The following is a 12,836-nucleotide window of genomic DNA, read 5'->3' on the forward strand; positions in this document are numbered from 1 at the left end:
ACCCAGCCCACCCCCACCGCCTCCGCCTGCGCCGCCGGCTGACACCGGCACCCCTCGGCGCTCCGGGTGCGGCTGAAGATCGCCGTTTGTGGTCGATACCTGTGGTCCAACCGCAGATCTTGACCCGAAACGGCGATCTTCCCCCGCAGCCGGAGCGCGGGAGCCGGGACGCGCGTTAAGAAGGGCACCTTCTACATCGCTATGCGATGGGAAGGTGCCCTTCCTTCATTCGAAACGCGGGAGTGAGCTGCGACGATGATTCGCGAAACGCCTCGTAGGCCCGAATCCGGGTAGTCTCGGCGAAATTAAGTAGTCTGTCTTGGTTTCTCCTCAATCTCCCCGGGAGACCGCATGCGAACAGGTGTTTGGCTGGTCGGCGGGCGGGGGTCGGTCGCCGTCACCAGCATGGTCGGAGCCGTCGCGCTGCGCGCGGGGCTCGCCGAGCCCACCGGTTGCGTCACGGAACTGCCGCAGTTGCGGCACCCGCAGTTGCCCCAGTGGGCCGACCTGGTGTTCGGCGGGCACGACGTGATCGCGACCCCGATCCTCAAGAAGGCCGAGGCGCTCGCCGACGCGGGCGTGCTGCCCGGCCGCCTGGTCACGGCCCTGCAGCCGGAACTGGCCGCGCTCGACGCCGAGGTGCGCCCGGCGCCGCGCGGCGCGACCCAGGCCGAGACGGCCGCGCTGATCACGGCCGACATCGACGAGTTCCGCCGCCGCCACGAACTCGGCCGGGTGGTGGTCGTCAACGTGTCGTCGACCGAGCCCGCCGCCGAGCCGCACGAGGCGCACGCCGCGCTCGACGTGCTGCGCGAGGCCCTGCGGGGGGTGACGCCGGTGCTGCCGTCCAGCTCGCTGTACGCGTACGCGGCGTTCACCGCCGGGTGCTCGTTCGTCGACTTCACCCCGTCCACCGGAGCCCGGCTGCCGGCGCTGTCGCAGCTGGCACACGAGCGCGGCGTGCCGTACGCCGGGCACGACGGCAAGACGGGGGAGACCCTGGTCAAGTCGGTGCTCGCGCCCATGTTCGCGATGCGGGCGCTCGACGTGCGCAGCTGGTCGGGGGCCAACCTGCTCGGCGGCGGCGACGGGGCCAACCTGTCCCAGCCCGCGCCGAACGCCGCCAAGGCGGCCAGCAAGCAGCGGGTGCTCGCCGAGACGCTGGGCTACACGCCGCAGGGCGACACCCGGATCGAGTACGTCGAGGACCTGGGCGAGTTCAAGACCGCCTGGGACCTGATCACCTTCCGCGGGTTCCTCGGCACCGCGATGCGCCTGGAGTTCAGCTGGCACGGCTGCGACTCGGCGCTGGCCGCCCCGCTGGTGCTGGACCTGGTCCGGCTCGCCGCCGCCGCGCACCGCGCCGGGCGCAGCGGGCCGCTGCCGGAGCTGGCGTTCTTCTTCAAGGACCCGCTCGGCGACGTCGAGCACGGGCTGACCGCCCAGTTCGACGCGCTGGTACGGATGGTCGAGGGCCTGGCGTGACCGCGCAGACCGAGGCGCAGCGCGCCGCGGCGCTGCCCGCCGCCCGCGCCCTGCGCCTGGCCCAGGGCCGCAGACAGACCGCCCGCGGTCCGGCGCGCACCCGTGTCGCGCTGTCCGGGGCCGGTTCAGGCACCGGGCGGGTCGAAACGGGCGGCTCAGCCGTGCCTGCCGCCCGCACGCCCGAGACGGCCCACGGCCCGCGCGGTGGTCGTCGCGGCTGGGCGGGCGTGGCCCGGGATCTCGCCGAACTGGTGCGGGCGCCGGCGGCGCTGTCAGTGCCGGGGGACGTGATCGCCGGCGCGGCCGCCGCTGGGACGCTGGACCGGCGCACGCCGGGGCTGGCGGCGGCGTCGGTGTGCCTGTACTGGGCGGGCATGGCGGCCAACGACTGGGCCGATCGGGAGCTCGACGCCGTCGAGCGGCCGGAGCGGCCGATCCCCAGCGGGCGGGTGTCGCCGCGGACCGCGCTCGGCCTGGCCGCCGGGCTCACCGCCGCCGGGGTGGGGCTGGCCGCGTGGGCGGGCGGCCGCCGCGGCCTGGCCACGGCGGTGCCGCTGGCCGCCACCGTGTGGGCGTACGACGTGAAGGCGAAGAACACCGCGGCCGGTCCCGCCGTGATGGCGGCCTGCCGGGGCCTGGACGTGCTGCTCGGCGCGTCGACCGGCCGGGCCGCGAAGGCGGTGCCCGCGGCACTGACCGTCGCCGCGCACACGTACACCGTCACGGCGCTGTCGCGGCGCGAGGTGTCCGGCGCGGACGCGAAGCTGCCCGTGGCCACGCTGGCGGGCACGGTCGCCGTCGCGGCGACGGCGGCCGGGGCGAGCCGCCGCCAGGGCTGGCGGGCGGTGCTGCCCGTGGCGCTGGCGGGCTGGTATCTCACCCACTACGGCCGGGCGCAGGCCCGCGCCGCCGCGCAGCCGGACGCGGCCCGGGTCCGCGCCGCCGTCGGCTCGGGCATCACCGGCCTGCCCACGTTGCAGGGCACGCTGGCCGCCCGCACCGGGGCAGGTGTAACGGGGCTCGCCCTCGCCGCTCTCGCGCCGCTGGCCCGGCGCCTGGTTCGGAGGATCTCGGCCACATGAACCTGCGCTTCGGGTACGGCACCAACGGCTTCGCCAACCACCGTCTCGGCGACGCGCTGGCCGTGCTCGCCGACCTCGGCTACGACGGCGTCGCGCTCACCCTCGACCACCACCACCTCGACCCGTACGCCCCGGGTCTGGCCCGCCGGGTCTCCGGCCTGGCCACCCGGCTGATGGAGCTCGGCCTGTCCGTGGTGGTCGAGACGGGGGCGCGTTACCTGCTCGATCCGCGCCGCAAGCACGCGCCGACGCTGCTGCACGACGAGCGCGAGGTGCGCTTGGACTTCCTGCTGCGCGCCGTGTCCATCGCGTCCGACCTGGGCGCGGAGGCGGTGTCGTGCTGGTCGGGGGTGCGCCCGCCGGCCGTCGACGCGCAGCTTGCCTGGGACCGGCTGGTCGACGGCTGTGCCCGGCTCACCGAGGCGGCGTCCAAGGCGGGCGTGCCGGTCGGCTTCGAACCGGAGCCGGGCATGTTCGTGCAGGACCTGTCCGGCTGGCGGGCACTGCACCGGGCGCTGGGCATGCCGCGCGCGTTCGGGCTGACCCTCGATCTCGGGCACTGCCGCTGCCTGGAGCCGGAGCCGGTCGCCGACTGCGTCGTGGCGGCCGCGCCGTGGCTGGTCAACGTGCAGATCGAGGACATGCGCCGCGGCGTGCACGAGCACCTGGAGTTCGGCGAGGGCGAGATCGACTTCCCGCCGGTGCTGCGGGCGCTGGCCGACGCCGGATACCGCGGCCTGGTCGGGGTCGAGCTGCCCCGGCACTCGCACGCGGCACCGGACGTGGCGCGACGCTCGCTGACCTTCCTGCGCGCCGCCGCCGGGCAGTCCGGCACCGCCACCGACCGGCCCGCCGCCACGCCGGGGATGCGTGCCCCGGGGCAGCGCCGCCCGGCCGGGGCGGTGCCCGCGCCCGAGGTGCTGCGCGCCGCGCTGGCCGGGGTGGACGACGGCGGCTGGCTGGACGAGGCGCTGCGCCGGGTCGCCGCCGACCCGTCCGTGATCAGCCGGCTGTTCCCGGCCGCGGCCCGCCGCTGCGGGCGCGCCGAGGTCCTGCCCGGCTGGACCGCCGACGAGGCGGCCCGCGCCGTGCTGCTGGCCATGCTGCCCGCCGAACGCGCGGCGGTGCAGGCCCGCGCGCTCTACCGGCACGGCGACGCGGCCGAGAAGCGGGCGGTGCTGCGCGCGCTGCCGCTGCTGCCGGTCGGCGCAAGCGCGGTGGAGCTGCTGCACGACGCGATCCGCACCAACGACACCCGGCTGGTCGCCGCGGCCCTGGGACCGTACGCGGCGCACCTGGACGCGGCCGCCTGGCGGCAGGCGGTGGTCAAGTGCGTGTTCATGGGCATCGCCCTGTCCTGCGTGGACGACCTCGACCACCGGGCCGACAGCGAGCTCGCCGCGATGCTGGCCGGGGTCGCCGACGAGCGCCACGCCGCCGGGCGCGAGCTGCCGGCCGACGCGGCGGCGCTGCTGGCCCGCCTCAAAGCAGAGAAGGGGATCTGATGCGCATCTTCGACCCGCACGTGCACATGACCTCACGCACCACCGACGACTACGAGGCGATGGCGGCCGCCGGGGTGCGCGCCGTGGTCGAGCCGGCGTTCTGGCTGGGCCAACCGCGCACCAGCCCCGGTTCGTTCGCCGACTACTTCGACGCGCTGATCGGCTGGGAGCCGTTCCGGGCCGGGCAGTTCGGCATCCGTCACTTCGCCACCATCGCGCTGAACCCGAAGGAGGCCAACGACCCGCGCTGCCGCGAGGTGCTCGAACTGGTCCCGCGCTACCTGGACAAGGACGCGGTGGTCGCGGTCGGCGAGATCGGGTACGACTCGATGACCCCGCTGGAGGACCTCGCCTTCGCGGCGCAGCTCGCGCTGGCGGTCGAGTTCGACCTGCCGGCGCTGGTGCACACGCCGCACCGGGACAAGGTCCGCGGCACCCAGCGCAGCCTGGACGTGGTGAAGGAGTCCGGCATCGATCCCGGCCGGGTGGCGATCGACCACCTCAACGAGGTGACCGTGGAACTGGTCCGCGACACCGGCTGCTGGCTGGGCTTCTCGATCTACCCGGACACCAAGATGTCGCCGCCGCGCATGGTCGAGCTGCTGCGCCGCCACGGCACCGAGCGCATTCTGGTCAACTCGGCGGCCGACTGGGGCCGGTCCGACCCGCTGCTCACGCGGCGCACCGGCGAGGCCATGCTCGCGGCCGGGTTCGGCGAGGACGACGTGGACCGGGTGCTGTGGCGCAACCCGGTCGAGTTCTACGGCCAGTCCGGGCGGTTGGACCTGTCCGACGCGGACGCGCCCGCCGACTACGCCGGGAACTCGATCAAGCGGGGTGGCGCCTGATGCGGCTGGCCCACGCCGACGGGCAGACGGTGCACCTGAGCTACTGCACCAACGTGCACCCGGCCGAGGACCTCGACGGCATCGTGGCGCAGCTCGACACGTACGGCACGGCGATCCGCCGCGAGCTGGACGCCGACGTGCTGGGGCTGGGCCTGTGGCTGGCCGCGCCCGCGGCGTCCGCGCTGGCCGCCGAGCCGCACCTGCGCCGCCGGCTGCGGCGTGAGCTGGACTTCCGCGGGCTGGAGGTGGTCACCCTCAACGGCTTCCCGTACCAGTCGTTCCAGGCCGAGGTCGTCAAGCACGCGGTCTACCACCCGGACTGGACCACCCCGGAGCGGCTGCGCTACACCCTGGACCTGGCCGTGGTGCTGGCCGACCTGCTGCCCGACGACGCGGTGCGCGGCTCCATCTCCACCCTCCCGCTGGCCTGGCGCGAACCGTGGGACCACGAACGCGCCGGGACGGCCGGCCGGGTGCTGGACGAGCTGGCAGACGGCCTGGCCGCCATCGCCGGGCGCACCGGGCGCACCGTGCAGGTCGGGTTCGAGCCCGAGCCCGGCTGCGTGGTGGAGACCACCGAGCAGGCCGCCCGGCTGTGGTCCGGCATGGACGGCGACTGGCTGGGCGTATGCCTCGACCTCGCGCACCTGGCCTGCGCCTGGGAGGAGCCCGCCGCGGCGCTGTCCCGGCTGGCCCGGGCCGGGCTGCCGGTGATGAAGGTGCAGGTCTCCGCGGCGCTGACCGCCGAAGACCCGGTCGCCGCGCAGGCCGTGCTGCGCGGCTACGACGAGCCGCGCTTCCTGCACCAGACCCGCGGCTCGCGCGGCGAGGCCGCCGACGATCTCGGCGAGGCCCTGGACCGGCTGCTGCCCCGCCCGCGCCGCACCCCGCAGCCGTGGCGGGTGCACTACCACGTGCCGCTGCACGCCGAACCGGTCGCGCCGCTCGGCAGCACCCTGCCCGAGCTGCGGGTGGCGCTCAAGGAGCTGTTCGGCGGGGCGACCGCGGGCTGCGACCACGTCGACGTGGAGACGTACACCTGGAACGTGCTGCCCCCGGCGCAGCGGCCGGTCACTTCCGCGCAGCTGGCCTCGGGCATCGCCGCGGAGCTGGCCTTCGCCCGTGACGAGCTGACCGCGCTCGGGCTGACGCCGAGTGGTCCCGCCGCACCGCTGAGCACGATGGAACTGCAGGAGGTCCGCCCGTGGACACCGTGACCCCGCTGGTCGTGCTCGACGTCGTCGGGCTGACCTCGTGCCTGCTGGAGCACATGCCCCGGCTGCGAGCCGTCGCCGACGCCGGCTTCTCCGCCCCGCTGGGCACGGTGCTGCCCGCGGTCACCTGCTCGGCCCAGTCGACGCTGCTCACCGGCGTGATGCCGGCCCAGCACGGCATCGTCGGCAACGGCTGGTACTTCCGCGACCTGGGCGAGGTGCTGCTGTGGCGGCAGCACCACGCGCTGGTCGGCGGCGAGAAGGTGTGGCAGGCGGCGCGCAAGGCCCACCCCGGCTACACGGTCGCCAACGTCTGCTGGTGGTACGCCATGGGCGCGGACGTGGACTGGACCGTCACGCCGCGGCCGGTGTATCGCGCCGACGGCCGCAAGGAGCCCGACTGCTACACCGACCCGCCGCAGCTGCACGACGCGCTCACGGCCGAGCTGGGCACGTTTCCGCTGTTCCAGTTCTGGGGGCCGGGGGCGGGCATCGCCTCGACCCGCTGGATCGCCGCCGCGGCCCGGCACATCATGTCGGCCCACCAGCCCGACCTGACCCTGGTCTACCTGCCGCACCTCGACTACGACCTGCAGCGCTTCGGCCCGTACGGCCCCGAGGCCGCCGTCGCCGCGCGGGAACTCGACGACGTGCTAGGCCCGCTGCTCGACGCCGCGGACGCGCGCGGTGCGACGGTGGTGGCCCTGTCGGAGTACGGCATCACGCCGGTGCGCCGACCGGTCGACATCAACCGGGCGCTGCGCGCCGAGGGTCTGCTGCGCGTGCATACCCAGGCCGGCATGGAATACCTCGACCCGTGGACCTCGCGGGCCTTCGCCGTCGCCGACCACCAGGTCGCCCACGTCTACGTGGCCGATCCCGCCGACCGGCCCGTCGTCGCCAAGATCTGCGCGAACCTGCCCGGGGTGGCCCAGGTGCTCGACGACGCGGGTAAGGCCGCGTACGGGCTCGACCACCCGCGCTCCGGCGAACTCGTGCTGGTCGCCGAGCCCGACGCCTGGTTCACGTACTACTACTGGCTCGACGACGCCAAGGCCCCCGACTTCGCCCGCCTGGTGGAGATCCACCGCAAGCCCGGCTACGACCCCGCCGAACTCTTCTTCGACCCGGCCGCCCCGGCCGCCGCCAAGCGCCGCGCCGCCACCGCCCTGCTCCGCAAGAAGGCCGGGATGCGCTACCTGATGAACGTGGTCGGCCTCGACGCCGGAGCCCGCGCCGTCCGCGGCTCCCACGGCCGCCTGCCCACCGACGCCGCCGACGGCCCGATCCTGATCTGCTCGGACCCCACCGCCCAGCGCGACGCCTTCGCCGCCACCGACGTAAAATCCCTCCTCCTCCGCCTGTCCGGCCTCTGAATGGGGCGGGGAGGACCTCGCCGGCCCGGTGCGGCGGTCGCAGTCGGGCCGGCGAGACCTGGCGCCCATCCCGGCGATCGCCGGTGGGATCGATGCAGGGCGCCAGGTGCCATGTGCCCCGCGCGGCCATTGTCCTAAACAGATGGTCGCGCGGGGTCGGTGGCGGGGTGTCGGTTAGGCGCAGACCGCACCGTTGAGGCGGACGTTGCTCGGGGCCGGTGAGGACGGGCCGGTCGCGGTGAAGCCGATCGTCGCCGTGGCGCCCGCGGCCAGCGACGTGTTCCAGGTCGGCGCGGCGGCGGTGAACGTGGTGCCGCTCTGGGTGACGGTCGCGTTCCAGCCGTTGGTCAGCGCGACCCCGCTCGGCACGCTCCAGGTCACCGTCCACGGGTTGACCGCGCTGGTCCCGGTGTTGGTCACCCGGACCTCGGCCTGGTATCCGCCCTGCCACGAGTTCGTGATCACGACGACCTTCGTGCAGGCCTCGGTGCCGGGGCTGGGCGACGCGGAGGGTGAGGCCGACGGCGACACCGAGGGCGACGGCGACGGCGGCCGCGAGGGGGAGGCCGACGGGGAAGGCGACGGCGGCCGGGACGGGGAGACCGACGGCGACGGGCCCGGCGTGGTCGGGTTCGGGTTGCCCGACGGCGGGTTCAGGTACGGCTGGAGGATGTTGTACTTCGTCTGGTTGATCGAGTACCAGTCGTCCAGCGCGATGCCGCCGGTGTCACCGGAGTTCGGGTTCCACGACCAGTACGTGAACGACAGCCCGTTCTCGCCGATGTAGCCCATCAGCTTGGTCAGCCACTGGGTGTCCAGCGGGTTGGCCAGCGTGCTGCCGAACTCGCCGACCAGGATCGGGGCGACGTTCTGCCTGGCGAGCTTGCCCCAGAAGAAGTCCCAGACCGCGGGCAGGTTGTTGGGGAAGTTCGGGTCGTTGAACCACTTCTGCCGGTCGTACACGGAGATGCCGTACTCGTGCGGGGAGTAGACGAGCCGGTTGGCGACGTTCAGGCGCACCGGCTTGTCGATCGCGGCGGACAGGTTGCCGCCCCACCAGTCGCAGGCCATCGGGTCGTCGGGGATGCCGTCCCACTCGTTGGCGACGCCGCCGGACAGGCAGCTCACGCCCTCGACGAAGATCAGCCAGTTGGGGTTGGCGGCCAGCACCGCGTTCCCGATCCGCTCCGCGGCCAGCCGCCAGTCGCGGGCCTGCACGTCGCAGCCCCAGCAGGCGCCGGTCGCGTTCGGGTCGGTGCCCTCGGCGTGCGGTTCGTTGAACAGGTCGGCCCCGATCACCGTCGAGTTCCCGGCGTAGCGCTGGGCCAGCATCACCCAGTCGGCGATCATGCTGGCCTCGGAGACCGACGCGGTGTACCAGAGCGGGGTCTGCCCGGCCGCGGTCGGCCGGTGCCGGTCGAGGATGACCCGCATGCCCTTGGTGCCCGCGTAATTGATCACCTTGTCGAGGATCTGCAGTGGCGAGTTGCCGACCAGGTCGGGGTTGGTGAAGTCGTTGATGCCGGTGGCGACCGCCCCGGCCTTGAGCGCGTCCCCGGAGTACGGCACGCGCAGGGTGTTGAAGCCCAGCGACGCCATCCGGTCGAGCTGGCCCTTCCAGGTGGCGGGGGCGTTGGCCCACAGCCCGTGGAAGGTCTTGTTGTCGGTCTCCATGCCGAACCAGTTGATGCCGGTCAGGCGCACCGTGCGGCCGGTGCTGTCGACGATGTTGCGGCCGCTGGTGCGCAGGTAGCCGGTGCCGGTGTCGGCGTTGGCCGGTCCGGCGGAGAACGTGATCGCCACGAGGGCGGTGGCCGCGGCGGCGAGCGCGGCGGCCAGGGCCGCGGTGACCGCGGTCGTGCGAGTCTTCCAACGCATTTCGGATTGCTCCATCCACAACGGACGTGCGTGATCGGGAAATGCGTGCCTGCCCTGGCTCCGGGTACATCGTGCACCGCCGATGGCGTACACAGCAAGGGGGGCGGCCGCTCGCGCGACCGCCCCCCTTGGTTCAGCTGTATGTCAGCTTGATTTCTCGGCCAGGGCCAAGCAGATCAGCTTGATTTCTCGGCCAAGGCCAAGCAGATCAGCTTGATTTCTCGGCCAAGGCCAAGAAATTGCGCTTGCCGGCCAGGGCCTGCTCGGCCTCCTTGATGCGCTTGGCGTCGCCGGCGGCCTGCGCCCGCTCCAGCCGCGCCTCGGCCTCGGCGACCTGCTCGCGCATCTGCTTGAGCAGCGGGTTCGCCGACGGCTCGGTGCGCCGCCAGGCGGCGTCCATCGCGTCGCGCACCTTGTCCTCGACCGCGCGCATGCGGCGGTCCAGACCGGCCACGTTCTCGCGGGGGACCCGGCCGGTGTCGTGCCACTGGCCCTGGATCTCGCGCAGCAGGTTCTGCGCGGCCTTCGGGTCGGCGTCCACGTCGATGGCCTCGGCCTGGGTCAGCAGCTCCTGACGGCGGGTCAGCGCGGCCTTCTGCTCGTTGTCACGGGCCGAGAAGACCTCGCTGCGGCGCGTGAAGAACGCGTCCTGCGCGGCGCGGAACCGGTCCCACAGCTTCTGCTCGGCCTCCTTGGAGGCACGCGGCGCGGCCTTCCAGTCGGCCATGAGCTCCTTGAGCCGGGCCGCGGTGGCCGCCCAGTCGGTGGACTCGGCCAGCGACTCGGCCTCGGCGACGAGGTCGTCCTTGGCGGTCTGCGCCTGCTTGCGGGCGGCGTCGAGGGTGGCGAAGTGGCCGCCGCGACGGCGGGTGAAGCTGTCCCGGGCGACCGAGAACCGCTTCCACAGGTCACCGTCGGTCTTCTTGTCGACCCCGCGAATGGTCTTCCACTCGTCGAGGATCTCCTTGAACCGGTCGCCGGTCGCCTTCCAGCTGGTGGACTCGGCGGCGAGCTTCTCCGCCTCGTCGACCAGGGCGGTCTTGCGGGCCACGGCCTCGACCCGGGCGGCGTCGCGGGCGGCCTTGGCCTCGCCCGCCTTCTCCTCGGCCAGGGTGGTCAGCCGGTCCAGCCGGGCGGCCAGGCCGTCGATGTCGCCGACGACGTGTGCCTCGTCCAGGCCGGCCCGCAGCCGCTTGACGGTGGTCAGGGTCTGCGAGGCGTCCGCGGCCCCGGACTTGAGGCGGGTCTCGATCAGGTCGACCTCGGTGACGAGATCCTCGTACCGGCGGACGAAGTGCGCCAGCCCCTCTTCCGGGGTTCCGGCCTGCCATGATCCGACGGCGCGCTCGCCCGCGGCCGACTTCACCCAGACCGTGCCGTCCGCGTCCACCCGGCCATACGATGCCCAGTCGCTCATGATGTGCCCATCCTCGTTCTTCCCGACCGAACCTCGCCATCACGTGCGAGGTCGCCGCCACAGCGCAGTTGACCCGTTACACCGGGGAGAGTAGTTCGTCTCTCCTTCAGCATTGTCACAGGTCCGGCTGGACGCGCGGCGCGCGCCCAGGACAAGGTGACCTTACGGGGTCCGCGCCGACACCGCACCTGCTCCGCCCCGCAGCGCAGGGCACGATCCGATTACGGTTGTCCCGTGCGGGTGAACGAGACAGGTGCGAAAACGGACGCAACGGTGATCGCGGTAGTCGGTCCCACCGCCGCGGGAAAGTCGGCGCTGTCCCTCGCGCTAGCCCACACCCTCGACGGTGAGGTGGTCAACTGCGATTCGATGCAGTTCTACCGCGGTATGGACATCGGCACCGCCAAGCTCACCGTCGCCGAGCGCGAGGGTGTGCCGCACCACCTGCTCGACATCTGGCCGGTCACCGAACCCGCCAGCGTCGCGGAGTACCAGCGGCTGGCCCGGTCGGCGATCGACGACATCCAGGCCCGCGGCCGGGTGGCGCTGCTGGTCGGCGGATCGGGCCTCTACCAGCGGGCGGTGCTGGAGGATTTCTCGTTCCCCGGCACCGATCCCGACGTGCGCGCCCGGCTGGAAGCCGAGCTGGCCGAGGTCGGCCCCGGGCCACTGCACGAGCGGCTGCACGCGGCCGACCCGGTCGCCGCGGACAAGATCTTGAAGAGCAACGGGCGCCGCATCGTACGGGCGCTGGAGGTGATCGAACTCACCGGGCAGCCGTTCACCGCCTCCCTGCCCGACCCCGTCCCGGTGTACCCGGTGCTCCAGCTCGCGGTGGACCGCGCCGACCTGGACGTGCGGGTCGAGCAGCGCGTGGGCAAGATGTGGGCCGACGGGCTGGTCGACGAGGTGCGCGGGCTGCTGCCGGCGGGGCTCGCGGGCAGCCTGACCGCGTCTCGGGCGCTCGGTTACCAGCAGGTCCTGGCGTACCTTGACGGTAGGTGCACCGAGCAGCAGGCCCACGACGACACCGTCACCGGGACACGGCGCTTCGTCCGGCGCCAGCGCTCGTGGCTGCGCCGCGACCCCTCGGTACGCTGGCTCGACGGCGCGGCCCCCGACCTGGTGGCCCAGGCGCTGCGGATGGTGAGGGAGACGCCGTGAAGTTCACCAAGGGACACGGCACCGGCAATGACTTCGTGATCATCGAGGATCTCGAAGGCACCGTCGAGCTGACGCCCGCGCTGGTCGCGGCCCTGTGCGACCGGCGCTTCGGCATCGGCGGCGACGGCGTGCTGCGGGTCCAGCCCTCGGCCGACCCGGCGGCGGTCTACTTCATGGACTATTGGAACTCCGACGGCTCGCTGTCGGAGATGTGCGGCAACGGCGTCCGCGTCTTCGCCCGCTACCTGCACACCACCGGCCTGGCGGGAGACGAGATCCCGCTGTCCACCCGGGGCGGTTTGCGCACCGCGTACGTCGAGGGCGACCTGGTCCGGGTCGACATGGCCCCGCCCGCGCTGCTCGGCGACTCGGCGGCCGTGATCGACGGGGTGAGCTACCCCGGCCTGGCGATCTCGATGGGCAACCCGCACCTGGTCTGCGACGTGCCCGCCGAGGTGGCCGAGGCCGTCGACCTGTCCCGCGCCCCGGAGACCGACCCGGTGCTGTTCCCGGCGGGGGTCAACGTGGAGTTCTCGGTCAAGCTCGCCGAGAACCACCGGCGCATGCGGGTGTACGAGCGCGGCTCCGGCGAGACCATGTCCTGCGGCACCGGCGCGACCGCCGTCGGCGTGGCCGCCCTGCACACCAGCGGCCGCGACACCGGCACGGTCACCGTCGACGTCCCCGGCGGCCGGCTGGAGGTCACCCGCGACGCCCGCACCTCCTGGCTGGCCGGCCCCGCCGTCCTCACCTTCACCGGCGAACTCGACCCCACGACCCTGGCCCGCCGCCCCTGACCACTCCCGCGCCGCGCCCGCACGGCACGGCAGGGTGCGGCGCGGCGCGGCGCGCCTGATCGCTGGACTT

10 protein-coding genes are annotated in these 12,836 nt (G+C 73.5%); 8 read left to right on the forward strand and 2 right to left on the reverse strand.

Annotated elements, in window-relative coordinates; translation table 11 throughout:
- The first annotated feature begins 351 nt into the window (after positions 1-351).
- The 6 genes from HAV39_RS02575 to HAV39_RS02600 all read left to right on the forward strand — a co-directional run bounded on the left by HAV39_RS02575 (position 352) and on the right by HAV39_RS02600 (position 7,510).
- Positions 352-1,485, forward strand: a complete 1,134-nt coding sequence (locus HAV39_RS02575; protein WP_191837565.1) for an inositol-3-phosphate synthase — start codon at positions 352-354, stop codon at positions 1,483-1,485.
- Between the two features lie 227 nt (positions 1,486-1,712).
- The gene (locus HAV39_RS02580; protein ID WP_191837947.1) at positions 1,713-2,567 is read left to right on the forward strand and encodes an SCO3242 family prenyltransferase; all 855 of its coding nucleotides are present in this window, start codon (positions 1,713-1,715) and stop codon (positions 2,565-2,567) included.
- A complete protein-coding gene (locus HAV39_RS43485; RefSeq protein ID WP_191837566.1) occupies positions 2,564-4,072 on the forward strand; it encodes an EboA domain-containing protein in 1,509 nt (502 codons plus the stop codon). Before HAV39_RS02580 ends, HAV39_RS43485 begins: the two co-directional genes overlap by 4 nt.
- Positions 4,072-4,920, forward strand: coding sequence for a TatD family hydrolase (locus tag HAV39_RS02590; protein WP_191837567.1), 849 nt, complete (start codon positions 4,072-4,074; stop codon positions 4,918-4,920). Before HAV39_RS43485 ends, HAV39_RS02590 begins: the two co-directional genes overlap by 1 nt.
- Positions 4,920-6,137 (forward strand): metabolite traffic protein EboE, encoded by a 1,218-nt coding sequence (eboE, locus tag HAV39_RS02595; RefSeq protein ID WP_191837568.1) that lies wholly within the window; start codon positions 4,920-4,922, stop codon positions 6,135-6,137. Before HAV39_RS02590 ends, eboE begins: the two co-directional genes overlap by 1 nt.
- The gene (locus HAV39_RS02600; protein WP_275413981.1) at positions 6,125-7,510 is read left to right on the forward strand and encodes an alkaline phosphatase family protein; all 1,386 of its coding nucleotides are present in this window, start codon (positions 6,125-6,127) and stop codon (positions 7,508-7,510) included. Before eboE ends, HAV39_RS02600 begins: the two co-directional genes overlap by 13 nt.
- Before the next feature lie 174 nt (positions 7,511-7,684).
- Here the strand turns inward: HAV39_RS02600 and HAV39_RS02605 are convergent, their stop codons facing one another.
- Together HAV39_RS02605 and HAV39_RS02610 are read right to left on the reverse strand one after the other, a co-directional pair.
- The gene (locus HAV39_RS02605; protein WP_191837569.1) at positions 7,685-9,388 is read right to left on the reverse strand and encodes a cellulase family glycosylhydrolase; all 1,704 of its coding nucleotides are present in this window, start codon (positions 9,386-9,388) and stop codon (positions 7,685-7,687) included.
- A gap of 208 nt (positions 9,389-9,596) precedes the next feature.
- On the reverse strand, positions 9,597-10,805 hold the full coding sequence (locus tag HAV39_RS02610; RefSeq protein WP_120318608.1) for a DUF349 domain-containing protein: 1,209 nt from the start codon (positions 10,803-10,805) through the stop codon (positions 9,597-9,599).
- Between the two features lie 234 nt (positions 10,806-11,039).
- Between HAV39_RS02610 and miaA the strand changes: the two genes are divergently transcribed.
- Positions 11,040-11,969: a tRNA (adenosine(37)-N6)-dimethylallyltransferase MiaA gene (gene miaA, locus HAV39_RS02615; protein WP_239120953.1), complete on the forward strand. Its 930-nt coding sequence runs from the start codon at positions 11,040-11,042 to the stop codon at positions 11,967-11,969.
- Positions 11,966-12,766, forward strand: coding sequence for a diaminopimelate epimerase (gene dapF / locus HAV39_RS02620; protein WP_191837571.1), 801 nt, complete (start codon positions 11,966-11,968; stop codon positions 12,764-12,766). The genes miaA and dapF overlap by 4 nt, the downstream gene beginning before the upstream one ends.
- The last annotated feature ends 70 nt before the right edge of the window (positions 12,767-12,836 follow it).

This window comes from Catellatospora chokoriensis, assembly GCF_011297315.1.
GTDB classification, from domain to species: Bacteria; Actinomycetota; Actinomycetes; order Mycobacteriales; family Micromonosporaceae; genus Catellatospora; species Catellatospora citrea.

What these genes read in the sequence shown, in the direction of transcription:
- HAV39_RS43485 (WP_191837566.1), top strand. Translation starts at nt 2,564, where the DNA reads ATGAACCTGCGCTTCGGGTACGGCACCAACGGCTTCGCCAACCACCGT.
- HAV39_RS02610 (WP_120318608.1), bottom strand. Translation starts at nt 10,805, where the DNA reads ATGAGCGACTGGGCATCGTATGGCCGGGTGGACGCGGACGGCACGGTC.
- HAV39_RS02575 (WP_191837565.1), top strand. Translation starts at nt 352, where the DNA reads ATGCGAACAGGTGTTTGGCTGGTCGGCGGGCGGGGGTCGGTCGCCGTC.
- HAV39_RS02590 (WP_191837567.1), top strand. Translation starts at nt 4,072, where the DNA reads ATGCGCATCTTCGACCCGCACGTGCACATGACCTCACGCACCACCGAC.
- HAV39_RS02605 (WP_191837569.1), bottom strand. Translation starts at nt 9,388, where the DNA reads ATGCGTTGGAAGACTCGCACGACCGCGGTCACCGCGGCCCTGGCCGCC.
- eboE (WP_191837568.1), top strand. Translation starts at nt 4,920, where the DNA reads ATGCGGCTGGCCCACGCCGACGGGCAGACGGTGCACCTGAGCTACTGC.